This window comes from Caballeronia sp. LZ001, assembly GCF_031450875.1.
Lineage (GTDB): Bacteria > Pseudomonadota > Gammaproteobacteria > Burkholderiales > Burkholderiaceae > Caballeronia.
Genome location: NZ_JARTVX010000004.1, coordinates 1,061,442 through 1,086,940, shown reverse-complemented (window position 1 = coordinate 1,086,940; position 25,499 = coordinate 1,061,442). Strand labels below are relative to the sequence as shown.

Here is a 25,499-nt window from a genome sequence, read left to right as displayed (position 1 = left end):
GAGAGCCTTGATTGGCGGAAGGCAGCCGGAGTCGAACCGACCTGGGAATGTCTGACATCCCCAACCGGGTTTGAAGCCCGGCCGTACCACCGGATACGAATGCCTTCCTGCGGAGAACTCAGCACGCTGGCAACACTTCGACCAGGCGCGCCGCGATTATAGCGGTGATGCGTAATTCGCATACGTGCCGGCGCACCGGCCATTAACCGCTCTTGTCGCTAGGCTGATGCGGCGGCTTGCGGCGTAACAGACGGTACGCGAAGAAGATCAGCGCGAGCACCACCAGCAGGTCGATCACCGTCGCGCCGTGCAGATGCAACTCCATCAGCGTCCATTGCAGTTGCCGTTGAAAGAGCGCGCCGCCCAGCAGCCAGAACGCAGCCCACGCGATGATCCCACCCGTATCCCAGAGAAAGAATGCGGGCACGGCGATTTGCGTCGTACCCATCAAGGGCGGCGTGACGAGTCCGAGTCCCGGTATGAACTTCGATACCGCGACGATAGGCGCGCCATGCCGCTCGAAAAGAGCGCCGGTCGTACGCATGCCGTTGTCGATCGCATAGGAGCGACGCGAAAGCGCGGCAATGAGCTTGCGCCCGTGGATGCGTCCCGCCGCAAACCACACACCGTCGCCGATGAGCGCGCCCGCCACGGCAGCCGCCAGCACGGAGACGAACGAGAGCCGCCCGTTCGCGACAGCCGTTCCCGCGAACAGCAGCAACGGCGCGGAAGGCAGCGGCACACCGAGCCGCGTCAGCAGCACGTTGGCGAACACCGCCGCCCCGCCCCACTGCGCAATCGCCGATGGCGGTATCTGAATCACGCGTCTTCCTCGGTTCGTTGTGGTCTATGGTCTCGCGGCCGGACGCGCTCAATCGGCCCGCGATTCGACGAGCATCACGGGAATGCCGCCGCACCCCGCGCTATTCGCAATTTCAATGCCGCCCCACGGCGAACCCGCGCCACGGTCGAACGCCATCGGGTCGCCACGCAAGTCCGGGCGCAGCACGTTGAACGGCCAGGTCGGTCGCCTGATGCGCTCATGGACCACGGACCCGAGCCAGATCGGCATGGGCCGCGCGCGGGAGCCCATGCCCAGCGCGTAGTTCGTGGGCCAGAAACGCAGGACGTCGCGCTCCTGCGGGCCGAGATGCGAGCGCGTGAACACGAGCTTCGACGGCTCGCCGTTGTTCAGACGCGGCAGCGCGGGCAAGGCGACCGCCGGTGCGTTGGGCGACACCACCGACATCACGCTCTTCACCGACACACCCGACACCTCGGTCCAGCCGCGGCTCGTCAGTTGCGCGCGAATCTGCGCGGGCGTGGCCGCCCATTGCACGGTGATCGGCTCGCGACGGTCACCGTCCATGGCCGACCGGTAGCACGAGAACGTGCGCCAGAAGGTATCGGTCCATTGAATCGGCGTGATGACGACCGTGACGGGCGGCGCGCTGTGCGCCTCGGATGAATCGCTCAACTGCAACGCCACGCTTGCGCAGATGACGGCCAGCACCGCGAACGGCATCCACGGACGCGGCTTCGGTTTTCCGGGATTACGCCACACCGCCGTGAGCGCGATCAGAAACACCCAGATGGCCGCGAGCGCGACGCTGCCGAGCACGGCGGAAATGGTGAAGCGGCCGAAGTACAACCCGGCGAGCGCGACGGCCGTGACGATCGCCGATGTCGCCGTCGCGATCAACACACCCGAAATGGTGCCGACGCGCCGCAGCAGCAAGAACGCGAGAAAGCCGTAGATCACGACCGTGGCCGAGACGTGACTGCTCAGGAAAGAATGGTCGGCGGGCGCGAGCGTGACGAGCATCGGATCGCGCGCGGTGAAGCGGATCGCGAGCACCAGCAATTGCGAAAACACGACGGCGACGAGCCAGTACGTGACCGTGCGCCAGCGCCGCTCGAACACCATCCACACGACGACCGTCACGGCGAGCGCGGCGAGCGTCGGCGTGCTGCCGAGCGTGGCGGCGGCATCGAGGATGGAATCGGCCCAGGTCGAACGGAACGACTGCAACAGCCGGAAGATGGAGGTGTCCACCTGCACGAGCGAACTGCCGCGCGCCACGCCCGACAGCACGTAGAAGAACGCGACCGCCGAGACGAGCAGCAGCGCGGAAATCATCACGATGAGCCCGGTCGCAGGATTGCCCGGATCGAGCGCGCGTGCGAGCATCCGCGCGGCCAGACCACGGCGTTGCTGGCAGGTCGCAAGCAACATGTCGCGCGAGGCGAACGTCCATTCCTTCGCATGCGAAATCACCACGCGCGCGAGATTGAACACGAGCCACGCAAGCGCCGCGAGGATGACGAGGATCACCACGAGCCGGATCGATACCGCGCCCGCCAGTTCGATCGAAGCTCCGAAGACCACGCCCGGCAGGATGTGCAGCGGCGCCCAGATCAGCGCGGAAATGATGTTGACCGCCAGAAAGCGCGCGGGCGTCATGCCCGCGACGCCAGCGACGACCGGCACCACCGCGCGCATCGGTCCGACGAAACGCGCGAGCACCACGCTCTTCGCGCCGTGTTTGTCGAAGTATCTTCGGCCGGCGACGAGTGCGCCGGGATGCGCCCGAAACGGCCACATCTGCGCAATGCTCGTTGCATAGCGCTTGCCGAACCAGAAGCTGACCGCGTCGCCCGCAATGGCGCCAACGACCGCGCAGACCATCACCCAGCCGAGATTCAGCGCGCCGGTTCCGACGAGCGCGCCCGCGATGAACATGGCCGTGCTGCCCGGAATGAAGGTGCCGATGAATGCGAGCGACTCCAGAAAGGACGCAAGCAGCACTACCACGAGCGTCCATTCGGGATGGCTCGACAGAAGATGCAAGAGCTTGTAGTAGGAATGCTCCATCGGATTTCACGCGACAGCCTGCGCCGCGAAGGTCTCCACGTCGTAACTCGACGTTCGATAGTCAGACGGATTCGTGCAAGCGGCTGTCGGTTCGCAACAGATGAAGGTCGCGGTGAAACCGAGTGTACCCAACCCTGTCGAAGAACTCCAAAACCTGGATCGCGCGTTTGCGGCCGAGCGCGCTGGCATCGCGAAATGCGGCCGCGCCTATCGCACCGTTCGCGTTTGCATGTTCGGCAGCCAGCCGTGCAAGTGCTGCAATGGACGCGCGTCCGTAAAACAAGTCGCGCACCACCTGAAAGACATCGCCACGGCGCGAGAGCTTGCGCAACAGACGCCGCACCGCGTCTTCGGGCACGCCATGCGTGGTGGCCAAATCCCTGACCCACGGCGGGTCGAAGCGGCCTTCCTCGATCGATGAGAGCACGACGCGGGCCAGCGCGTCCTCGGCGGCATCGAGCGTAACCGTATGCGATGGCAGATGCAGCCACGGACCGCTTCGCCCAATCGTGCCTAGCGTCACGGCGTCGTCGATGAGCGCGCGCCACAGCGCTTCGGGCGCGAGCGGCGCGGCCATGCGGCGCAGGCGCGCGGTATCCGGGCCTTGCTCGTCCGCAAAGCGTTCGTGGAAGGCGGCGAGTGCATCCGTCAGACACGCGTGCAGCGCGTCCCATCGCGCGACGCTGATCAAGAGCGCATCGTCGTGGATGGGTATGCTGCGCAGACCGTCGGGCTGGGTCATCGATCCAAGCGTTCGACCTGCAAGATGCTCGACGAGCGAGCGCCGCAAGCCATACGGCGACTGCGCGAAGAGTTCGTCGATGGCGCCGGTGTCGAGCATCGCGGTGAGCGCATCGAGCCACGCGTGGCGCTGCGGCGTGCGGCGCTTGCGTGCGGGCGCAAACGGGTCGAGCACACGCCCGCCGCCTACCGTTTTATCCGCCTGCGCATTGCGAACGATGAAGCGGTCGCCCGGCAGCGCGCAAGCCGGCTTATCGAATACGAGTTGCACGCGCGCCGTCTGCCCGGCCGCGAGCGTTTCGCCGTCGAGCAAGGCGATGTGCGCGACGCGGTGCATCGTGCCCAGATGTACATGCAGCGGGCTCCAGTGCGTGAGCGCCGGCGAGGTATCGGCGAGAAGCGTGAGTTCGACGTCGATTCGCTCGGACGCTCGCGCGAGACGCGCATCGAGAATCCAGTCGCCGCGCGACAGCGCGTCCTTCTCGATGCCCGCGAGATTGAGCGCGCAGCGCTCGCCCGCGCGCCCCGTCTCCGAAGCGCGATTCTGCGCGTGAATGCTGCGCACACGAACCGGCGCTTCGCCCTCGCGCGGCGCGAGCGCCAGCGTGTCGCCGACCTTCGTCTGCCCCGCGAACACCGTGCCGGTCGCCACCGTGCCCTGGCCCGCGAGCGTGAACACGCGGTCCACGGCCAAACGAAAGAAGCCGTCGTCGCGGCGCGCGCGCCAGTACATGGCGACATCGTGCAGATGCGCGTTCAGCGCGGCCACGCCGGAGTCGTCATCGCGCGTGGCGTTGGTGTTAAAGAGCGGTGCGTCTAGCAAAGCGGTACCGGCCAGCAGCGCGGCGATTTCGGCATGGACTTCGTTCAGGCGCGCGGCATCGACACGATCGGACTTCGTCACCGCCACTGCGCCATCTTTCACGCCGAGCAACTGAAGAATCGCAAGATGTTCGCGCGTTTGCGGCATGACGCCATCGTCGGCGGCGATCACGACGAGCGCGAAGTCGATGCCGCATGCGCCCGCGGCCATCGTATGCACGAGCTTTTCGTGCCCCGGCACGTCGATGAAGCCGAGCACGCCGCCATCGCCGAGCGGCACGTATGCATAACCCAGTTCGATGGAAATGCCACGCGCCTTCTCTTCCTTCAGACGATCCGTATCCACCCCCGACAGCGCGCGCACGAGTGTGGTCTTGCCATGATCGATATGCCCCGCCGTGCCGACGATCATGCGTTGCGGCCCGTTGCCCGCATCTCCAACTGGGCGATGAACGCGGCTTCGTCCTGTGCTTCGAGACAGCGCAGATCGAGCCACAGCGCGTTATCCGCAATGCGCCCGATGACCGGGCGCGGCAGATCGCGCAGTCTGCGCTCGATGCGATTCAACTGGCCGCCCGCCTTCTTGCCGCTCGTGAGCCGCACGACGAGGCCGTAACTCGGCAGGACATCGACCGGCAACGCGCCGCTGCCGATCTGACTGAACATCGGCTCGGTGGCGACGACGAAATCCGCACCGGTCATTGCCTGCAGCACGGGCCGGATGCGTTCGGCGGCAAGGCGCATGGCGTCCGCGGGACGCGTCAGCAGGCGCAAGGTGGTGAGACGTTCGGCGAGCGTCTCCGGCGTGCGATAAAGCCGCAACACCGCTTCGAGCGCCGCGAGCGTGAGCTTGCCGACCCGCAGCGCACGCTTGAGCGGATGATTCTTGATCTTCGCGATCAGTTCCTTCGTACCGACGATCAGGCCCGCCTGCGGTCCGCCGAGCAGCTTGTCGCCGCTGAAGGTGACGAGTTGCGCGCCAGCCTCGACCGTCTCGCGAACCGTGGCCTCGCGCGGCAAGCCCCATTGCGCCAAATCGACGAGCGTGCCGCTGCCGAGATCCACGACAACCGGCAAGCCGCGCGCCCTCGCGAGCGGCGCGAGTTCCGCGAGCGTGACTTCCTTGGTGAAGCCCGTGACGGCGTAGTTGCTGCAATGCACTTTCATCAGGAGCGCGGTCCTGGCGTTGATCGCTTCGTCGTAATCCTTCAGATGCGTGCGGTTGGTCGTGCCGACTTCGCGCAGCTTCGCGCCCGCGCGGCTCATGATGTCGGGAATGCGAAACGCGCCGCCAATCTCGACCAGCTCGCCGCGCGACACGATCACTTCGCGACGCGCGGCCAGCGCGGACAGCGTCAGCAGCACGGCGGCCGCGTTGTTGTTGACGACCGTCGCGGCTTCGGCGCCCGTCAGTTCACAGATGAGTTCGTTGATGAGGTCATCGCGGTCGCCGCGCGCGCCGGTCGCGAGATCGAATTCGAGATTGGCCGGCCGCGTCAGGACTTCGGCGACGGCGCGCAGCGCTTCATCCGGCAACAGCGCGCGGCCGAGGTTCGTGTGCAGCACCGTGCCCGTGAGATTGAAGACGCTTTTCACGCTGCTTTCCGCGCGCTTGTCGAGCGTCGCGCCGACGCTTGCCGCGAGGCTCGCATCGGCCAGTGCCTCGACGGATGCGCGGCCCGCCTGCGCTTCGGCGCGCCATGCGTCGAGCGACGCGCGCAGCACGGCGAGCGTCTGCGTGCGTCCGTGCGCGGCCAAGACCGGCGCGAATGCCGCCGATGCCAGCACGCGCTCCACCGATGGCACTCGTGCCATCAGCGCGCGCAATTCGCTGTCGTTGTTGCCGGTGACATTACTCACGCTTCTATCCTCTTCCCTTCATGCTTCATCGACGTGTTCGGGCCACAGCCACGGATGCGGCGACGCACGGCGAAAACCGGCGTCGCCCATCAGAAGGTCGAGCGTGAGGCTTGCCAGATCGTCGGCGTAAGGCTCGAAGTCGTAGGCCTTGTCCTGATAGCCGATCTTTCTGTAGGTGCCGCATTCGTCGCACGACTCGGCCTTGAGCGCGGCCTGCTTCGCGCGGGCGGCGCGTTGTTCCTCGGTTTCGTCGTCCGTGGGCGTGCCCATGGCGTGATACGCAATGCCCTTGGTGGAGTCGCAATTCGAGCATTTGGCGCGCACGACGTGCCATTCGGTCGAGCACAAGCCGCACTGCACGTAGCGATATCCATCATGCGTGCCGCCGACGCGCACGATGCTCGCCACCGGCATCGAGCCGCAGAGCGGGCAGACGCCGGGCGCATCGAGATAAGGCACATCCGACACGGCGATGCGCGTGGCCAGATCGGTCCACACCACTTGCAGCGCGGCGACGATGAATGGCGCCGCCGCCGGATCGATCTCCGCGAAGCGCAGCGCGATGATCGCGTCGGCCTGCGTGTCGAGCGTGGCCGCGTCGGTCGTGCGCAGACGCGCAACGAGTTGCGCGAGCGGCGGCGTGAGCGCGCCCGCGGCTTCGATACTGTCGAGCAGCATGAACAGCACGTCGCGCCACGCGGGATCGCGCTCGTCGGTGAGCGCGGGGACGATAGGCATCGAATGCTGCTGATTGCGTTCGATCGACTCGCGCGCGGGCATCAAAGCGGTGGAGGTCGAAAGGATGCGTTGCTGCGCATCGGCGATCGCGGCCATGAGGCGCAGATAGCCCGCGATCGGATTGCTCGCTTCGGCGAGTTGCAACAGACGCGCGGCGCGGGCGGCGAACACGGTGCCGCGTTCGGGCATGCGAAGACGGGGAATGGCCGAAGGATCGAGAGACTCGATCTTGGCGGCTTCGAGAATGCGTTGGACCACGGGATTCCTTAAGGAAGGTCGGGGCGGGATCAAGAATAACAGCTTATAACGGAGCGCTCAGGGATGCTCATGCTCCGCGCGGAGGTACAAAAATGAGTTCACGCCAACGGAAATTCAAAATGGAACTTTCAATACGGAAGCAGGGAAATGGCGCGGCAGTCCGGTTGCCCGCCGCGCTGCTGGAAGGCATGAAACTGACCCTTGGCGACAAATTCAATGTCGAGGTGTGCCCGGCGGGAATCATGCCGATGCCGGCTCGTCGCGAATTGTCGCTCGAGGAACTGCAGGCGCAGTGCGACCCGAAGGCGCCTATCTCCGATGAATTGGCTGACTGGAACAATCTAAAACCGGTAGGACGTGAGCGATGGTGAAAGGCAACAAATTTGACACGGGGATATTGCGCACGTCGGCCTGAGTCCGGCAATCGGCCATGAGCAACAAGGCGACTTCAGGCGGGCTCGCGCTTTCGGCTGCGTCATTCAATGCGCTGGAGACCGCACTGGTCGCGCCTGTCACGCAGAGCGGCGGCTTCGCGCGATACGCCGGTTTCGCAGTCCCGCTCGCCGGGCTTGGCACAAGGACGCAAGGCGTCGCGCTCGTCAACATGGTCCGCACGTTAGACCTCGAAGCGCGCGGTGCGAGTCGAAAAACGCGCGCCAATCGAAGTGACGGACGACGCGCTAGCGCGCCGTCACGCCATTCTCGACTGACGCGCATTCGGCCTACTTGCCGATGATCTCCTTGAACCACCGCGGATGGTGCTTCCTGGCCCATCCATAAGTGACCGTGCCGCGTGTCATCGCGCCGACAGAACCCTTGATCCAGATCGCCGCGTAGATATGCACGATGATCCCGACGATCAGCACGAACGCCGCCGCCGCATGCACGACCGCCGCCACGCGAATGATCTCGATGGGAAAGTAGAACGAGAAGTAGCGCCGCCAAATCACGATGCCGCTCAACAGCAGAAGCGGCAGGCAAGCGGCCATCGTGAAGAACAGCAGCTTTTGCCCGGCGTTGTACTTGCCGATCTCCGGCAGCCGGTCTTCGCGATTGGCCAGCACGTCGTCGATCTGCTTCATCCACTGCACGTCGGCCTTGTCCAGATAGTTGTGATGCCAGAAACGCAGCGCAAGAATCATGAACGAGACGAACATGACGCAGCCGACGAACGGATGCAGAATGCGCGTCCACTGGCCGCCGCCGAAGATTGCGTAGAGCCAGGCCATCGACGGATGAAACATCGCGAGACCGGAGAGCGCCAGCAAGACGAACGTGATCGCGGTGATCCAGTGATTGCTGCGCTCGTTCGGCGTGTAACGGACGATCAGGCGGTTGCCCTTCACGTCGCGCAGTTCGCTATCGTGTTTCATTCGAACGCTCCCTTTGCTGAAACGCCTCTTCCGCTTCGTGCTGTGCTTCGGCTTCTTCTTCCGCGCTCACCTCGTTCGGACCGACACGCGTGTAGTGGAAGAACCCGGCGATCGCGGCCAGCGCGATACCCGCCATTGCAAGCGGCTTGGTCACGCCTTTCCAGATCGACACCAGCGGACTGATGTGCGGGTCTTTCGCGAGCCCGTGATAAAGCTGCGGCTGATCCGCGTGATGCAGCACGTACATCACATGCGTGCCGCCCACGCCCGCCGGGTTGTAAAGACCCGCGTTTTCGAAACCGCGCTCCTTCAGGTCTTCGATGCGATCCTCCGCTTGCGTGATCATGTCCACCTTGGTGCCGAACATGATCGCGCCCGTCGGACACGTCTTCACGCACGCCGGCTCCTGCCCGACCGCGACGCGGTCCGAACAGAGCGTGCACTTGTACGCGCGATGATCTTCCTTGGAAATACGCGGAATGTTGAACGGGCAGCCCGTGACGCAGTATCCGCAGCCGATGCAGTTTTCCTCGTGAAAATCCACGATGCCATTGGTGTACTGCACGATCGCGCCCGGCGACGGACACGCCTTGAGACACCCCGGATCCTCGCAATGCATGCAGCCGTCCTTGCGGATCAGCCACTCGAGGTCGCCCTTCGGGTTCTCGTACTCCGTGAAGCGCATCACCGTCCACGAATGTTCGGTGAGATCACGCGGATTGTCGTAGACGCCGGTCGTATGACCGACGTCGTCGCGCAGGTCGTTCCACTCCATGCACGCCGTCTGACATGCCTTGCAGCCGATGCACTTCGATACGTCGATGAGCTTCGCGACCGTCCCCGTCACCGGCTCGCGGACTTGCGGCGGCGGCGTGGTGGTGGCCGAGAGGCGCTTGATGTCGAGCGATTGCAGAGCCATCTCGTCTCCTTTACGCCTTCTCGGCTTTTTCGACCTTCACGAGGAACGACTTGAACTCCGGTGTCTGCGAGTTCCCGTCGCCCACGGAAGGCGTCAGTGTGTTGACGAGATAGCCCGGCTGCGTGAGGCCCTTGAAGCCCCAATGCAGCGGCAGGCCGACGGTATGCACCTTCTTGCCCTCCACGTTCAATGGCTTGATGCGCTTGGTGACGAGCGCCACCGCGACGATATGCCCGCGATTGCTCGATACCTTCACGCGCTCGCCCGCCACGACGCCCACTTCCTTTGCGTGTTCCTCGCCGATTTCCACGAACTGCTGCGGCTGCACGATGGCGTTGAGCCGCGCGTGCTTGGTCCAGTAGTGGAAGTGCTCGGTCAGGCGATAGGTCGTCGCCGTGTCCGGGAACTTGTCGGCGGTGCCGAGCGCCGCGCGGTCATCCGGGAAGATGCGCGCGGCTGGATTGCTCACCACGGCCTTGTTGTCCGGGAAGAACGGGTTATAGCCGAGCGGCGTCTCGAACGGTTCGTAATGCACCGGGAACGGTCCTTCGTTCATGCCGTCGCGCGCGAAGAAACGCGCCACGCCCTCCGGATTCATGATGAACGGATTCATGCCGTTCTCCGGGGGCTCGTCGGCCTTGAAGTCGGGAATGTCCGGTCCGGTCCACGCCTTGCCGTTCCATGCGATCAGCTTGCGCGTCGGGTCGAAAGGCTTGCCGCTCACATCGCATGACGCGCGGTTGTAGAGCACACGGCGATTCGCCGGCCACGCCCACGCCCAGCCGAGCGTCTGACCGATGCCCGTCGGGTCCGAGTTGTCGCGCCGGCCCATCTGATTGCCCGCTTGCGTCCACGATCCGCAGAAGATCCAGCAACCGCTCGCCGTCGAGCCATCGTCACGCAAAAGCGCGAAGCTCGACAACTGCTCGCCCTTCTTCGCCAGCACCTTCGTCTTGTCGGTGGGATCGGCGACATCCGCGAGCGCGCGGCCGTTGAACTCCATCGCGATCTCTTCGGGCGTCGGACTTTCCGGGTCCGCGTAAGGCCAGGTCATGTTGAGGATAGGGTCGGGATACTTGCCGCCCTTCTCCTTATAGGCCTGCCGAATGCGCAGCCACAGCCCCGACATGATCTCCAGGTCGCTCTTCGCTTCGCCCGGAGCGACCGCGCCCTGCCAGTGCCATTGCAGCACGCGGCTCGAACTCACGAGCGAGCCGCGCTCTTCCGCGAAACACGTGGTCGGCAGACGGAAGACTTCAGTCTGAATCTTCGAGGCGTCGACATCGTTGAACTCGCCGTGGTTCTTCCAGAACTCGGAAGTCTCGGTGGCGAGCGGGTCCATGATGACGAGCCACTTCAGCTTCGACAGTCCGAGCCCGATCTTCGCCTTGTTCGGCGCGGCCGCGAGCGGATTGAAACCCTGCGCGATATAGCCGTTCATCTTGCCCTGCGCCATCAGCTCGAACACCTGGAGCATGTCGTAAGACTTGTCGAGCTTCGGCAGATAGTCGAAGCCGAAGTTGTTCTCGGCGGTCGCGTTGTCGCCCCACCATGACTTCATGAAGCTCACATGGAACGCGCGATAGTTCTTCCAGTAGCTCAACTGATTCGGCCGCAAGGGCTGCGTCGCGCGCTTCTTGATGAACTCGTCGAAGTCCTGCTCGCCTTCCATCGGCAAGGTCATATAGCCGGGCAGCAGATTCGACATCAGGCCGAGATCGGTCAGGCCTTGAATGTTCGAGTGCCCGCGCAGCGCGTTCATGCCGCCGCCCGCCATGCCGATGTTGCCAAGCAGAAGTTGCACCATCGCGCCGGTGCGGATCATCTGCGCGCCAACCGAGTGATGCGTCCAGCCGAGCGCATACAGAATGGTTCCCGCGCGATTCGGCGCGGCGGTCGTGGCAAGCATCTCGCAGACCTTGAGGAACTTGTCGGTCGGCGTGCCGCAGACCTTCGTCACCATCTCGGGCGTATAGGTCGAGAAATGCTGCTTGAGCAAGTTGTAGACACAGCGCGGATGCTGCAAGGTCGGATCGACCTTGACGAAGCCATCGTCGCCGCGTTCGTAGTCCCAGCTCGACTTGTCGTAATTGCGCTTCTCGGCGTTATAGCCCGAGAACTCGCCGTCCTTGAATGCGAAGTCCTCGCGCACGATAAAGGACATGTCCGTGTAGTTGCGGACGTACTCGTGCTGAATCTTGTCGTTGGTGAGCAGGTAATTGATGATGCCGCCCAGGAACGCGATGTCGCTTCCCGTGCGAATCGGCGCATAGAAATCCGCCACCGATGCGGTGCGCGTAAAGCGCGGATCGACCACGATGAGACGCGTCTTGCGATGCGCCTTCGCCTCGGTCACCCACTTGAAACCGCACGGATGCGCCTCGGCTGCGTTGCCGCCCATTACCAGAATCACGTCCGCGTTCTTGATGTCGACCCAATGGTTCGTCATCGCTCCACGGCCAAACGTCGGGGCAAGACCTGCCACCGTCGGGCCATGTCAGACACGCGCCTGATTGGCGAATGCGAGCATGCCCAGGCTGCGGGCAGTTTTATGCGTCAGATAGCCGACTTCGTTGCTGCCTGCCGACGCCGCGAGCATGCCCGTGGTCAGCCAGCGATTCACCTTCTTGCCGTCCGCCGTGGTCTCGACGAAATTCGCGTCGCGATCTTCCTTCATCAGTTTGGCGATACGGTCGAGCGCGTCTTCCCACGAGATGCGCTTCCATTCGTCCGATCCCGGCGCGCGATACTCGGGATGCATGAGGCGGCTGGGGCTATGAATGAAGTCGATGAGCGATGCACCCTTCGGGCACAGCGTGCCGCGATTGACGGGATGGTCGGGGTCGCCTTCGATATGGATGATGCTGGCCTTCGCATTCTTGGCGTTGTCGCCGAGGCCGTACATGAGGATGCCGCATCCGACTGAGCAGTACGGGCAGGTATTACGCGTTTCCGTGGTACGCGACAGCTTGTACTGACGAACCTCGGCGAGCGCAGGTGCCGGAGAGAAGCCTAGCGCCGCCAGGCTCGATCCGGCGAGCGTGCTCGCTGAGACCTTCAGGAACTGTCGCCGTGACATTTGCAGCATTTTAGTGCCTCGGCGTTTTGTAATGTGGGTGGCGAAATTATAGGGCGCGCTGTCCTATTTCGCTGGCGAACACGGCACTTTCGACTCGATGCGAAGCCTCGTTGTGGCGTTGCGCCGACGCGTGCTCAAGAGCCAAACGTTGCACCCAGTCACGTCGACTTACGGTTGGACTGGAATAGTTCCTGCTCTCGTTCGTTCGCGTTTGGTCAGTCCGTTCATCGTATCCAGAGGTCCACCATGAGTTCCGTATCCACACAGAAGATCGAAGCCGTCGTCAAAAAGGACGCCTCCTGGGTGCTCGGCGCGCTCAAGAAATTTTCAGAGGATCGCTGCGCCGCGATGGCCGCGAGTATCGCCTTCTATTCTGCGTTTTCGCTTGCGCCGACGCTCGTCATGGTGATCGCCGTGGCCGGTTGGGTGTTTGGCGCCGAAGCCGCGCGCGGTCAGCTCTTTCATCAGGTCAACGGGCTGCTCGGCGATCAGGGCGCGGCGGGCGTGCAGAGTATTGTCGAGAATGCGCATCGCAGCGGCGGGACGGGCATCGCGGCGGTCATCTCGTTCGCGCTGCTCGCGATCGGGGCGTCGGCGACGTTTTCATCCCTCAATACGGCGCTCAATCTTGTATGGCCGCTCACGGGCGATCAGCGCTCGAGCGTCTTTGCGATGGTGCGCGTGCGGCTCATCTCGTTTGGACTCGTGCTCGGCGTGGCGTTTCTCCTGATCGTCTCGCTGGTGTTGGACACCGCGATCCAGGCGGTCGGCATGTGGCTCTGGGGCGACTCGCCGTTCGTGATCATCGGCGATATCGTTCAGTTGGTCGCCGGTCTCGCCATTCTGACCGTCGCGTTCGGCGCGCTGCTCAAATTTCTCCCCGATGCCCCCGTGCAGTGGCGCGACGCGCTCGTCGGCGGGCTCGTCGCGGCGCTGCTGTTCTCGGCGGGCAAGAAACTGTTCGCGCTCTATTTGACGCACGCAGGCACGGCCAGCGCGTTCGGCGCGGCCGGATCGCTCGCGGTTCTGCTCATGTGGCTGTATTTTTCGGCGGCCGTGTTGTTGCTCGGCGCGGAGTTCTCGGCGGCGCGCGCGCGTCTGCACGATCCGCGCGGCGCGTGGGGCCAGCAAAACATGGGACGCGTGCCGCCGGGCAGCCGCGCCAAGATCGGTTCGATGCTCGCGGCTTCCACGCGCACGGGCATGCCCGCGGCGGCATCCGCATCGGCGGCGGCGACGGAGGCATCGAGCACAGCGCCAGTCGTATCGCCCGCCAGCGCTCGGATCGATGCGCCCGTGCCCGCGAGCGCTCGGCGTGCCATCGGCGCGCGCGCTCAACACGCGCAGTTGTTGACGGGACAGGCGCGCAAGAAGGTATCGGCGGTGGCGAAGGCGCTAGAGATATCGCGCAAGATCGCGCGCGTCGAGAGCACCGCGACGCGCGCCACGGCGATGGCCATGCTGGGCGCGGGTCGCAAGGCATCGACCGCCAATGCCGCAGTGAAGCGGCACCCGTGGCGCTCGGTGTTTTTCGCGGCAAGCGCGGGAATGGCAGTCGCGTTGCTCACACGCCGCAGCTCCGAGCATCGGGAAAGCGACGACCTGCAAAGCTGATCCGCATTTCCCTTTTCGCCTTCCACGAACGCCGCGCCTCTAGGGCGCGGCGTTTTTTGTTGCCTCGGTGAAAGGAAAATACCCGCTCGCGGCTGCTGTTTGTTAATCGGATTGATGGTAATCGCGCGCCATTGGAATATCCTAGAATTGAGCGCGGAACTAATTTCAAGATAGCCTGTCACCCGCAACCCGTTCAAAACAAACAGAAATCCCCCTTTTTGAGACCACGTTAGAAACTGTGTCTTTTACGAGACAGTAAATTTTTTTCGTTTCTTAAGATTCGAAACGTTGCGTTATTCTCTGCGCCGGCAACAACGATATTTAACAATCGCGTGGAGAATTCGATGAAACGATTCGCACTGACGTCCCTCTCGCTGGCGCTGCTCGGCGCAGCTGGCGCGGCACAGGCACAAACGAGCGTGACGCTGTATGGCGTGATCGACGCTGGTCTCGGTTATGTGAGCAACGCCAACGCAAATGGCGACCACCTGTACGGCATGATCAACGGCAATCTGTCCGGCGATCGCTGGGGCCTGAAGGGTCAAGAAGATCTGGGCGGCGGTCTGAAGGCGATTTTCCAGTTGGAAAGCGGCTTTGACATCGGCACCGGCCGTCTCGGCCAAGGTGGCCGCGAGTTCGGTCGTCAAGCATTCGTCGGTTTGTCGGGCAATCAGTGGGGTACGGTCACCCTGGGTCGCCAATACGATCCGCTGGTTGACATGGTCCAAGGCATCACGGCCGACAACTACTGGGGCGCAATCTTCGCAACGCCGGGCGACGTCGACAACTACGACAACTCGCTGCGCGTGAGCAACGCCGTTAAGTACGTTTCGCCGAACTACGCGGGCTTCCAGGTCGAAGGCCTGTACGGCTTCTCGGGTCTGGCAGGCGCAACGGGCCAAGGTCAAACCTGGTCGGGCGCTGCAACGTATAACAACGGTCCCCTGGCAGTCGCCGGCGGCTATTTCTACGCTAACAACCCGAACGCCGGCCGCATTCCGCCGACGGGCGCAAGCACGTGGAACAGCACGACGTCGGACGCACTGTTCGACGGCCCGATCAACAACGCATACGCATCGGCGCACGCAATCGGTATCGCTCGCGGCGCTGTTCAGTACACGATCGGCGCGTTCACGGTCGGCGGTTCGTACAGCAATGCACAGTTCAAGGCAGACGGTGGTTCGCGCTTCGGCTCGGAACACTTCAACGTCGGCAACGGTTTCGTGAACTTCCAGGCAACCCCGGCGCTGCTGCTCGGCGTGGGCTACACCTACACGAAGTCGGGCGGCGACACGTCGGCCAAGTACCACCAGGCCAGCCTGGGTGCGGACTACTCGCTGTCGAAGCGCACGGACTTCTACGCGGTTGCGGCTTACCAGCACGCAAGCGGCGATCAGCGCGACGGCACGACGGGCGGCATCAACTCGGCGCAAGCCTCGATCGGTTCCTACGGCTACGACAGCGGCAGCAGCCATCAGGAAATCGTCATCATCGGCGTGCGTCACAAGTTCTAAGAACAAGCGGATGGCCCGGTACGCGAGTACCGCGCCACACGATAGAGCAGCACACCTCGACAGCCACCGGTTTTCCGGTGGCTGTTTTTTCTTGTGCGAAGCCTTTGCCCCACACTCCGAGCCAGCGTGAACCGCAACAAATTGTGCCGACGGGCTTCATCGACGCGCGCGCATAAAGCACAATCGTTCGGATAACCAAGCATCCGGGGAGATTCGTTCATGCTGTCGCGCCAATTCGCCGCTGTCTCGTGTTTCGCTTGGCTTGTCTTGCTCGGCGCCTGCCGTTTCGCGCCTGTGCCAGCCGCATCCCGTAACGCTTTGCCAATGATCGTCGCGCATCGCGGCGGCGCGGCGGACGCGCCTGAAAACACCCTGCTCGCCATTGAGACCGCGCTCGCGAATCACGCGGATGCGATCTGGCTCACCGTGCAACTCACGCGCGATGGCGTCCCGGTGCTCTATCGTCCGGCCGATCTCTCCGCAAACACAAATGGCACGGGCACTGTCGCCAGCCACGAATTCGCCGCGTTGCGAAGCCTGAACGCGGGCTGGAACTTCACGCAGACGGATGCGAACGGCGAGAAGCAGTATCCGTATCGCGCGCGGCCGTTGCCTATTCCCTCGCTCGCCGAGGCATTGCGGGCCATTCCATCGTCCACGACGGTCATACTCGACATGAAAGCGCTGCCCGCCGAAACGCAGGCAAGCGCTGTCGCCCGCGTGCTGAGCGAGGAAAGCGCGTGGCCGCGCGTGCTGATCTATTCGACGGATGCCGCCTACCAGGCGGCGTTTGCGCCTTATCGCGAAGCGCGTCTTTTTGAATCGCGCGATGCGACGCGTGAGCGCCTGGCGCAAGTCGCGCTGGAGCACGAGTGCCGAAAGCCGCCGCCCGAAGGCACATGGACGGCGTTCGAATACAGGAGAAAGATGGATTTGGTCGAGACGTTCACGCTTGGCGAAGCGCGCTCCGCCGTGGATGCGCGACTCTGGACGCCGCAGGCGGTCAGTTGCTTCAAGATGAACGGCAAGGTCCGGATTCTGGCGATCGGGGTCGACCAGGCGGAGGATTATCGCGCCGCCGCGTGTCTTGGAATGGACGCCGTGCTGGCCGATTCGCCGCGCCGGGCATACGCGAGCAAGACAAGCCTCGCCGAGCCGCTGCAGTGCCCTGCAAACGCGCCCTGAAGGATTCTTGAAGGTCTACTGCTGCGGCGCGTTGCCGTTTGAATCCACGTCCTCGGCGAGCGTCTGCGCCGGCGCTTCACCAGAACTTGGCAGATCGCCGATGACGAGCCGCGGCACGATCGTGCGCGACTCGCGCGGACGCAGCGGCACGTTGGCCAGATCGGTCCACGAAGGGTTCGGAATCTCGCCGAAAATCTGCCGCAGGCGCTCGCCCCACGTGCGGTGGATCATCTGGTAATACGCGCTGTCGTTGTCGAGCGAGGCGAAACGCGTCACGCGCAACGCGTCTTTCTCGTAGACCAGCAAGTCGAGCGGCAAGCCCACCGAGAGATTCGAACGCAGCGTCGAATCCATGGAGATAAGCGCGCATTTCGCGACTTCGTCGAGATCCGTGGACGGCGTAATAACGCGGTCGATGATCGGCTTGCCGTATTTCGACTCGCCAATCTGAAAATAAGGCGAAACGCGCGTCGATTCTATGAAGTTACCCGCTGCATAAACCATGAAAAGGCGCGGCGGCTGGCCGTGTATCTGACCGCCGAGAATGAAGCTGCAGTTGAAATCGACGCTGAATTCCGCGAGCGAAAGCGCGTCGCGCCGATGCACTTCGCGCACCGCGTCGCCGACGATGCGCGCGGCTTCCGCCATGGTGGCGACGCTATAAAGCGTGGGCGCGTCCGGGTCCGCGGGTTCGGCGAGCATATGCGTCACCGCTTGCGTGAGCGCGAGGTTACCGGCCGCAAGCAGCACGATCACCCGGTCTCCCGGCTGTTCGAAAACAGTCATTTTGCGGGCGGCGCTTACGTGGTCCACACCGGCATTCGTGCGCGTATCGGAAAGGAACACGAGGCCCTCGTCCACACACATACCCACGCAATAAGTCATGTCGATCAATCCTGAAGCCAAACAAAACGCTATTGTACTGACGCTGCCCGCGCATCGCATTCGCGCTGCGTTTTTTCGCTGAATCGCATAAATGCGGCAGTAAAGGCATTAAACTGATTAACGGCACTTATCCGCGCTGCTTGAGAGCGTCACCAGCGCGCACTTCCAGCACCTATATTCATGCACGATCTCACGGACGACCTCGATGAATTCGCAGCGGACACGCTGCTCGCAGACCTCGCGCGGCCCATCGTGTTCGTCGACCTGGAAACCACCGGCAGCAATCCGACGGTGGATCGCATCACCGAAATCGGCGTCATAGAAGTGAGCAAGGCGGGCATCGAACGCTATAGCGTGCTCGTCGATCCGGGCATGCCGGTGCCCCCGTTCATCTCGCGTCTGACGGGCATCGAGGACAGCATGGTGCGCGGTCAGCCCACTTTCGAATCGCTCGCGCAGGCGCTTGCCGAGCGTCTCCAGGGCAAGCTTTTCGTCGCGCATAACGCGCGCTTCGACTACGGCTTCCTCAAGAACGAGTTCCGTCGCGCGGGCATTGCGTTTCGCGCGGATACGCTGTGCACGGTGCGCTTGTCGCGCTCGCTCTTTCCATCGGTCGAACGTCATGGGCTCGATGCGCTCATCGCGCGCTTCAATCTCGCGCCTGAAGGACGCCACCGCGCGCTCGCCGATGCCGACCTCCTCTGGCAGTTCTGGCAAAAGATTCACGCGCTCTATTCGCAAGAACTCGTCGATGCCGCCGTGAAAGCGCTCGTCAGGCGCGCGAGTCTGCCCGCCGCGTTGCCCGAGGGCGCGCTCGACGCGTTGCCTGCCACGCCCGGCGTCTATCTCTTCCACGGCGCGGACGACATTACGCTCTACGTCGGCAAGAGCGTGAATCTGAAGCAGCGTGTGAGCGCGCATTTCGCGGGGGATCATCGGTTGGCGAAGGATTTGTCGATATCGCAGGCCATCCGCAAAATCGAATACCGCGAGACCGTGGGCGAACTCGGCGCGCTGTTGCTCGAAGCGAAGCTCGTGAAGGACTTGCAGCCGCTGCATAACCGGCTGCTCAAGCGCGCGTCGGCGGCGTGCGCGTGGCAATGGCTGCCGGGCGCGCCTGCGCCCGTGCTGCTGCGCGCGAGCAAGCGCGATCTGTCGCGCGAGGCGCATCTCTTCGGCGTGTTCGAATCGCGCGCGAAGGCGCATGCGTATCTGCGCCATCTCGCCGATGAACATCGACTCTGCCACGCCACGCTCGGCCTGGAAAAAGCGGGACCGGCGCGCGGTTGCTTCGGCTATCAGGTGAAGCGCTGTCTCGGTTCATGCGCGGGCGCGGAGCCGTTCGCGGACCATGCGGCGCGTGCGCTCGAAGCGCTCGGCAATGCGCGCCTCGTGCGCTGGCCGCATGAAGGCGCCATCGCGATCAGCGAGCGCGATGCATCGACGAATCGCGAGGCGTGGCATGTCATCGATCGATGGTGCTATCTCGGCACATGCGCCGCGCGCGAGGAAATTGCATCGTTGCTTGCCAGCGCGCCGGAGATACGTCCGTTCGACCCGGATGTGTACGCGCTGATCGCGAAACGCCTGTCGTCCGGTCAGTTCGAATGGATCGCGTGCGATGCGCGACCTGCGTTCAGTCTCGTCGCGCAGATCGCGCAAATCGTGGCGGCGCCGATGAAGACGCCGGCGCCGACCCAAACGAAGACGAAGCGCATGAAGACGCGTTACGTCGAAGATCAATTCGCATTGAGTTTCTGACGCGAAGACGGCGCCCTAACGACACGGCGCGATCGAGCGCCCAACTCAAGCCAACCCGCCGTTCGCCCGCAATACTTGCGCGTTGACCCATCCCGCGTCCTTGCCGACGAGAAACGCAACCACCGACGCGATATCTTCCGGCTGGCCGAGCCGCTCAAGCGGCGGCATCTTCGAAAAGTTCGCGATCTGTTCGTCGGTCTTGCCATCGAGAAAGAGCGAAGTCGCAACCGGCCCCGGCGCCACCGCATTCACGGTAATGCTTCGTCCGCGCAACTCCTTCGCGAAGACATGCGTGAACGCTTCGACGGCCGCTTTCGTGGCGTTGTAAATGGCGTATCCCGGCATGTTGAGCGCGAGCGTCGTGCTCGAAAAATTGACGATACGCCCGCCTTCGTTCAAACGCTTCGCCGCCTCGCGCAGCGTGTTGAACGTGCCGCGCACATTGATGTTGAAAGTCTGGTCGTAGAGCGCGTCGCTCGTGTCGGCGAGCGGCGTGGCCTTGAGCACGCCTGCGTTGTTGATGAGCGCATCGACGGGGCCGAGTTGCGCTTCGACCGCATCGAACATGCGTCGCACGTCGTCGGCGCTGGCCACGTCCGCCTTTACCGCGAGCGCGCGGCTTCCCGCGGCTTCCAGTTCCGCGACGAGCGCGTCCGCTTCCTTCGCGCTCGATGCATAGTTCACCGCCACCGCAAAGCCTTCCTTCGCGAGACGTCTCGCAATCTGCGCGCCAATTCCGCGCGATGCGCCCGTGACGATGGCAACCTTGTTCGTGTGCGATTGATTCATGGTTTGCTCCTCATGTTCGTTAATCGATGAGCGCCATGATGGATCATTTCGTTTTCGCGATCATCGCTTGCGGATTAGTATCATCGTTCCAGTTGCCTCAACAATCTCAGACCTCGAACTTCAGCCGACATGGACCGCTTTCAGGAAATGCAGGTGTTCGTGCGCATTGCCGAGCGCCACAGCTTCACGCAAGCCGCCGACGACTTGCAGATGCCGCGCGCAACCGTCACCAATCTGATGAAGCGCCTGGAAGAACGGCTCGGTGCGCGCCTGCTCGAACGCACGACACGCACCGTGCGCCTCACGCCCGATGGCGACGCGCATTATCGCCGTTGCGTGCGGCTCATCGCGGACATGGAGGAAGCGGAAGGCTCGTTCAGGCATGCGGAGCCGAAGGGCTTGCTGCGCGTCAACCTGCAAGGAACGCTTGCACGCCATTTCATCGTGCCCGGGTTGCCGGTGTTTCTCGAACGCTATCCGCAGATCGAACTGCATGTAGGCGAAGACGACCGCTTCGTCGATCTCGTGCGTGAAGGCGTGGATTGCGTGTTGCGCGCGGGCACCCTGCAGGACTCGTCGATGATCGCAAAACGCGTCGCCACGCTCGAACAAGTGACGGTGGCGAGTCCCACTTATCTCGCGCGAATGGGCACGCCGGAAAATATCGATTCGCTTGCGGCGCATCGCGCGGTTAATTATGTATCGAGTGCAAGCGGGCGCAATGTTGCCCTTGAATTCGAAATGGCCGACGGCGTGCAAAGCATAGAGCTGCCGGGCGCGATTTCCGTTACCGGCGTCGAGCTATATACGCAAGCTGCGCTCGCGGGACTCGGTATTGTGCAAGTGCCGCGTTATCGCATAGAAAGCGAACTCGCCGATGGCAGGCTGCAATGCGTGTTACCTGATTTGATCGTTCCGCCCATGCCGGTATCGCTGCTTTATCCGCATGCGCGGCAGCTTTCAGCGCGCGTACGGGTTTTCGTGGACTGGTTGAGCGATATCTTTGCGAAAGCCGACGTTTGAAATCAAAGCACGAGAGGCCAACGTCCTCGATTAAAAGGAACGCTGGCCTCTCGATTCCCGATCACCGAAAATCAGGCAATCAGTTCAGGCTTTAAACCTTACGCTGCGGCATCCTTCAGCTTCTTCAACGCGCGCGCCTTGATGCGAACGCTTGCGGGCTTGGCCGGGAACCAGCGCTCCGTGCCCGTGAACGGGTCCTTGCCGAAGCGCTTCTTCTTCGCGGCAACGGTTTGCGCCGTGATCTTCAGAAGACCGGAGAGCGTGAACTCGCCTGCGCCCTTCTTATGGATGGACCCAAGGATGGTGTCTTCCAGCGCGACCAGCACGGCCTTGACCGCCTTCACATCCACGGCTGCACGCTCGGACAGATGCGTTGCAAGCGATGCCTTGGTGAAGGTGTCCTTGATCGGAGCCAGCGCGCCAGTGGTCTTCTTGGCGGCGACTGCCTTCTTGGCAACGACGGCCTTCTTGGCGGGTACTTTCTTCGCGGCAACCTTCGATGCTGCTTTCTTAGCCGGTGCGGCGGTCTTTACCGTGGCCTTTTTGGCCGTGGCTTTCTTGGCAGCGGTTTTTGCGGAAGTCGGCATGTTTCTCCTACCTGTGTTTTTGGTCAGTGATATCGGAATACGTTCGCGGTAATGCGTTCGTATCAGGCCGGATTCTACATACGCCAAGCGAGTTCGTGCGAGTCTTTTGCGTTTTTATATCGCTTTTCTAGGGCTTTTTCGTGGCGTCGCGCTGACATGCGAGTCGACGATCGAGTGATGAGCATCGAATCGATGCTTATGCGTCGAGTTGAAAGGCTCATGAAGAGCCAGTCATGAACGATGCGCGATATGCGCAATGAGCGGATAGTGATCCGATGCAACCCGCGACAAGCGCGTGCGATGCACGTTCACGCTCATCAGACGTTCACCGGGATGCACCCAGATGCGATCGAGCGCGAAGAGCGGATAGCGCGTCGGAAACGTGCGCAGCGCACTCGCGCGATGAAAGTGTGTAACGAGCCGGCGCAAGGTGCGGCCATGAACGAACCATTCGTTCAGGTCGCCGAGAAGGATCACGGGCAAGGCAGGTGTATCGAATTTTTGCAGCACTTGTTCGACCTGCATGCGACGTTCGCTCGATGCAAGCCCGAGATGCGTCGCGACCACGCGCCACACTTCACCGCCACAGTCGATGTCGGCATCGAGCGCGCCACGCGGTTCGCGGCTTCTGAACGAAAGATCGAGCGTGCGCACGGCCTGCACCGGATAGCGCGTGAGGACCGCGTTGCCATAACGGCGCGCGGGTGTATCAAGCGTCGGGCCCGCGACCGCGTGCAGACCCGTCATGCGCTGCAGCACTTCGAGTACATCGGGCGATGCACTGCCGCCGAGCGGCACTTCCTGCAGCGCGAAGATATCGGCATCGATTTCGTTGAGCACTTCACCGATACGCTCCGGCGCGAAACGTCCGTCGATGCCAACCGCACCATGCAGGTTGTAAGTCGCGATGCGCAACTCTCTCGCACGCGCCACGTGCTTCGATTGATCGCCGATATCCATTCCCGCTTCGTGCATCATCGTCATGGGTTGACCTCGTCATGGCGTGTGGGCGCGCCCTTGTTCGCGCCGTTGCTTGCGGCATGGCCGGTTTCGCGCGGCATCGCACCGCTTTCGCGCAGACGGCTCGCGCGTTGCGCCTCGTCGCTGGCGCGCGGTTTGTCGGCATCGCTCGGTGCGCCTTCGTGGACTTTTTCTTCTTCGCCACTTCCGAGGAAGCGTTGCAATAGCAGCGACACGCCGAGTAACGCCGCGCCAATGCCGATCAGCACCGCGAACGAGCCGACCGTCGGATGCCGGAACGACGCCACCAGTTGATGCGCGAACGCCACTGTCAGAACGATGCCCGGTCCCATGCCGAGCGCCGTGCCGATCATGAAGTCGCGCATGCGGATATGCGAGGCGCCCGCCACGAGATTGACGATGGCAAACGGCGCCACCGGCAGCAACCGCAACACGACGACCGCTACGATGCCGCGCTTCGCCACGCGTTCGGATAGCCGGTTCACGCGCGCGCCCGCGACCTTGCGCACGGCATCGCGCCCAAGCCAGTTGCCGAGTGAATAAGTGATCGCCGCCGCTGCCAGCGTGCCGGCAAACGCATAGACGCCGCCCCATAGACCGCCGAACACGATGCCCGTCGTCGCGATCAATAGCGTCACCGGCACCGAGAGCACGGCGGCGGCCACGTAGCACAAAATGATCAACAGCGGCGCGAACGGCAGTGCTTCGATGTGGCGTGTGGCGTTGGTCAACGACTTCAGATTGGCGTAGTCGCCAAGCGGCGTCCAGTGCCAAAGCGCGGCCACGCCGACCACCATCAGCACGAGCACGCCGAGAAGCGCGAAGCGGCCGATCAGCGGACGCGTCCTTTCCTTGGGCAGGAATTGTTCGACGAGCTGATCGGCGGCGATAGGCGTTTCAGGGTCGATCAGCGCATCGGGCGGAATGAGCTGATCCAGTTCCGCCGATACTTCCGGGTCGAGCGCAATCAACGTGCGATGTTCATCGCGATTGCGTTGCAACGCTTCGATCGCGGCATTGAGGCCGCCACGTGCATCGCGCTCGCGCACGACATCCGCGACTTCGCAACCGAGATGTTCCGCGAGCAGCGTATCGCGCATCTTCGCAATCGCGCGGCGAATGCGCTGATCGGCGCCGGCGTCGATGGATACGTTGCATTCGCTGTCGAGCACCATCGAGCGATTGTTCAGATTCGCGGAGCCGACGATCAACAATTCGTCATCGACGATCATCAGTTTGCTGTGAACGTTGACGATCTGCTCGCCGAGATTGGGCACATCCGGGCTCAGCAGACGATATCGCCCATGCCGGTCCGCGCTTTTCAAGAGCGTGTTGAGCCGCGCGCGCAACACACCCATCGTCACCTCCTGCAGCCAGCCGCTCTGATTGCGCGGCACCACGATAGCCACGTCCGGCCCGTCCTCGCGCGCGAGCGTCTCCGAGAGCGCCGCGCCTATGGAACCCGACGTGAAGTACTGGTTCTCGATATAGATCGAGCGGCGCGCCCTCGCGATGGCATCGAGATATTGCGTGCGAATCTGCTGCACGGGCTGACGTCCGCCGTAAGCAGGCTCGGTGAGCGAGATGGCGATCCGCACATCGTCGACATCGACCGCGCGCGCGGGTGGCCACGGATCGCTGTCGGCGGCCGCGCGATGTGCGCGTATCGCAAGCCGTCTGCCGCACGCGCGCGCCCAGCGTTCGCGCGCCAGGATACCCATTTCGCGCGCGGCATCGCCATCGAACATGGTGTGGACATCGTGGAAAGGCTGATACGGCGCACCGTTCGCATCGCGGCGCAGCGCATCGTCGGGTGCATGCGCGGTCGTGTCCCAGCGCGAACGCGTGAGATCGAGACCGCCGACGAACGCGAGCTTATCGTCGATCACGACGACCTTCTGATGTTGCGATCCGCCCATCGGATGCTTGCCGTCCATCTGAAACGCGATACGCCGATGCGTGCGCCAGCCCATCTTGTAGACCGGCAGCCATTCGCGTTCGAACGCATACAGCATGGCGAAATCCCACGCGAGAATGTAGATGCGCAAACGGCGCTTGTTCGCCGCGATCTCATGCAGGAAGTCGCCGAGCGCAGCTGGGAAACCATCGTCCGCACCTTCCGGCGTGAGCTGCATGCGGCTGTCGATATCCCAACCGAGGATGAACACGGTGCGCTCCGCGCGCGTGATCGCTTCGCGCAGCACGCGAAAATAATCCGCACCGTCTATCAGCAGGCTGAAGCGATCCGCATGGCGCACGTTCGCGCAATTGCGGTCCGGCTCGAAGAAAGGGGCATCGACGTGCGTCATGCGTTATGCAGCTTCGTCAGACGTCGTGCGTTCGTGGGTGCGACTCATGCCGGTTTCTCCGTGATGGTTTCGCTCGCCGCGCCAGATTCAAGCGCAGCATTGACATCGAGTCTAAGTTTGCAAGTGCCGTGCCCGCGATGCCGCCGCGTTCGGTGCTACGCTTGGCGCGCATCCTTCAAACGAACG

19 protein-coding genes, 1 tRNA gene and 1 pseudogene are annotated in these 25,499 nt (G+C 63.1%); 7 read left to right on the top strand and 14 right to left on the bottom strand.

What is annotated here, in order from left to right; translation table 11 throughout:
- Positions 1-12: 12 nt before the first annotated feature.
- The 6 genes from P9292_RS15535 to fdhE form a co-directional block, all read right to left on the bottom strand.
- A tRNA-Sec gene (locus tag P9292_RS15535) sits at positions 13-108 on the bottom strand.
- 94 nt (positions 109-202) lie between these two features.
- Positions 203-823, bottom strand: coding sequence for a DedA family protein (locus P9292_RS15530; protein WP_309959902.1), 621 nt, complete (start codon positions 821-823; stop codon positions 203-205).
- Between the two features lie 48 nt (positions 824-871).
- The gene (locus tag P9292_RS15525) at positions 872-2,875 is read right to left on the bottom strand and encodes a VTT domain-containing protein (protein ID WP_309959899.1); all 2,004 of its coding nucleotides are present in this window, start codon (positions 2,873-2,875) and stop codon (positions 872-874) included.
- A 61-nt stretch (positions 2,876-2,936) separates the two neighbouring features.
- Complete coding sequence (selB, locus tag P9292_RS15520; RefSeq protein ID WP_309959897.1) at positions 2,937-4,850, bottom strand: selenocysteine-specific translation elongation factor; 1,914 nt, start codon at positions 4,848-4,850, stop codon at positions 2,937-2,939.
- Positions 4,847-6,253, bottom strand: a complete 1,407-nt coding sequence (selA, locus tag P9292_RS15515) for an L-seryl-tRNA(Sec) selenium transferase (RefSeq protein WP_404989446.1) — start codon at positions 6,251-6,253, stop codon at positions 4,847-4,849. The genes selB and selA overlap by 4 nt, the downstream gene beginning before the upstream one ends.
- Positions 6,254-6,316: 63 nt before the next feature.
- Positions 6,317-7,294 (bottom strand): formate dehydrogenase accessory protein FdhE, encoded by a 978-nt coding sequence (fdhE, locus tag P9292_RS15510; RefSeq protein ID WP_309959895.1) that lies wholly within the window; start codon positions 7,292-7,294, stop codon positions 6,317-6,319.
- 119 nt (positions 7,295-7,413) lie between these two features.
- On the opposite strand from fdhE, the gene P9292_RS15505 reads away from it, so the two are divergent.
- Both P9292_RS15505 and P9292_RS15500 read left to right on the top strand, forming a co-directional pair.
- Positions 7,414-7,665, top strand: a complete 252-nt coding sequence (locus tag P9292_RS15505; protein WP_309959893.1) for a PbsX family transcriptional regulator — start codon at positions 7,414-7,416, stop codon at positions 7,663-7,665.
- Positions 7,659-8,004 (top strand): annotated as a pseudogene (locus P9292_RS15500) (type II toxin-antitoxin system ChpB family toxin). Before P9292_RS15505 ends, P9292_RS15500 begins: the two are co-directional and overlap by 7 nt.
- A 12-nt stretch (positions 8,005-8,016) precedes the next feature.
- On the opposite strand, the gene P9292_RS15495 reads toward P9292_RS15500, so the two are convergent.
- The 3 genes from P9292_RS15495 to fdnG are packed head-to-tail and all read right to left on the bottom strand — an operon-like array spanning position 8,017 to position 12,674.
- The gene (locus P9292_RS15495; RefSeq protein WP_244828692.1) at positions 8,017-8,667 is read right to left on the bottom strand and encodes a formate dehydrogenase subunit gamma; all 651 of its coding nucleotides are present in this window, start codon (positions 8,665-8,667) and stop codon (positions 8,017-8,019) included.
- Positions 8,654-9,586 carry a formate dehydrogenase subunit beta gene (gene fdxH / locus P9292_RS15490; protein ID WP_244828693.1) on the bottom strand — a complete coding sequence of 311 codons (933 nt, stop codon included), beginning with the start codon at positions 9,584-9,586 and terminating at the stop codon, positions 8,654-8,656. The genes P9292_RS15495 and fdxH overlap by 14 nt, the downstream gene beginning before the upstream one ends.
- 10 nt (positions 9,587-9,596) lie before the next feature.
- Positions 9,597-12,674 carry a formate dehydrogenase-N subunit alpha gene (gene fdnG / locus P9292_RS15485; RefSeq protein WP_309959891.1) on the bottom strand — a complete coding sequence of 1,026 codons (3,078 nt, stop codon included), beginning with the start codon at positions 12,672-12,674 and terminating at the stop codon, positions 9,597-9,599.
- A 237-nt stretch (positions 12,675-12,911) separates the two neighbouring features.
- Here fdnG and P9292_RS15480 point away from each other — a divergent pair, with 237 nt between their 5' ends.
- From P9292_RS15480 to P9292_RS15470, 3 genes are all read left to right on the top strand, one after another.
- Positions 12,912-14,279 (top strand): YihY/virulence factor BrkB family protein, encoded by a 1,368-nt coding sequence (locus P9292_RS15480; protein WP_309959889.1) that lies wholly within the window; start codon positions 12,912-12,914, stop codon positions 14,277-14,279.
- 344 nt (positions 14,280-14,623) lie between these two features.
- Positions 14,624-15,793 carry a porin gene (locus P9292_RS15475; RefSeq protein WP_244828696.1) on the top strand — a complete coding sequence of 390 codons (1,170 nt, stop codon included), beginning with the start codon at positions 14,624-14,626 and terminating at the stop codon, positions 15,791-15,793.
- A 219-nt stretch (positions 15,794-16,012) separates the two neighbouring features.
- Positions 16,013-16,978: a glycerophosphodiester phosphodiesterase family protein gene (locus tag P9292_RS15470; protein WP_309959887.1), complete on the top strand. Its 966-nt coding sequence runs from the start codon at positions 16,013-16,015 to the stop codon at positions 16,976-16,978.
- Positions 16,979-16,993: 15 nt separating this feature from the next.
- On the opposite strand, the gene P9292_RS15465 is transcribed toward P9292_RS15470, so the two are convergent.
- The gene (locus P9292_RS15465) at positions 16,994-17,863 is read right to left on the bottom strand and encodes a proteasome-type protease (protein ID WP_244828698.1); all 870 of its coding nucleotides are present in this window, start codon (positions 17,861-17,863) and stop codon (positions 16,994-16,996) included.
- A 180-nt stretch (positions 17,864-18,043) separates the two neighbouring features.
- On the opposite strand from P9292_RS15465, the gene P9292_RS15460 reads away from it, so the two are divergent.
- Positions 18,044-19,624 carry an exonuclease domain-containing protein gene (locus P9292_RS15460; RefSeq protein WP_309959885.1) on the top strand — a complete coding sequence of 527 codons (1,581 nt, stop codon included), beginning with the start codon at positions 18,044-18,046 and terminating at the stop codon, positions 19,622-19,624.
- 45 nt (positions 19,625-19,669) lie between these two features.
- Here P9292_RS15460 and P9292_RS15455 read toward each other — a convergent pair whose 3' ends face one another.
- Positions 19,670-20,413, bottom strand: a complete 744-nt coding sequence (locus P9292_RS15455; protein ID WP_309959883.1) for an SDR family oxidoreductase — start codon at positions 20,411-20,413, stop codon at positions 19,670-19,672.
- Between the two features lie 129 nt (positions 20,414-20,542).
- Between P9292_RS15455 and P9292_RS15450 the strand changes: the two genes are divergently transcribed.
- Positions 20,543-21,436, top strand: a complete 894-nt coding sequence (locus tag P9292_RS15450) for a LysR family transcriptional regulator (RefSeq protein WP_309959882.1) — start codon at positions 20,543-20,545, stop codon at positions 21,434-21,436.
- A 98-nt stretch (positions 21,437-21,534) separates the two neighbouring features.
- On the opposite strand, the gene P9292_RS15445 is transcribed toward P9292_RS15450, so the two are convergent.
- From P9292_RS15445 to P9292_RS15435, 3 genes are all read right to left on the bottom strand, one after another.
- Positions 21,535-22,023, bottom strand: coding sequence for an HU family DNA-binding protein (locus P9292_RS15445; protein WP_244828702.1), 489 nt, complete (start codon positions 22,021-22,023; stop codon positions 21,535-21,537).
- A 231-nt stretch (positions 22,024-22,254) separates the two neighbouring features.
- A complete protein-coding gene (locus tag P9292_RS15440; RefSeq protein WP_309959880.1) occupies positions 22,255-23,007 on the bottom strand; it encodes an endonuclease/exonuclease/phosphatase family protein in 753 nt (250 codons plus the stop codon).
- A complete protein-coding gene (locus P9292_RS15435; protein ID WP_309959878.1) occupies positions 23,004-25,313 on the bottom strand; it encodes a VTT domain-containing protein in 2,310 nt (769 codons plus the stop codon). The genes P9292_RS15440 and P9292_RS15435 overlap by 4 nt, the downstream gene beginning before the upstream one ends.
- Positions 25,314-25,499 lie beyond the last annotated feature (186 nt).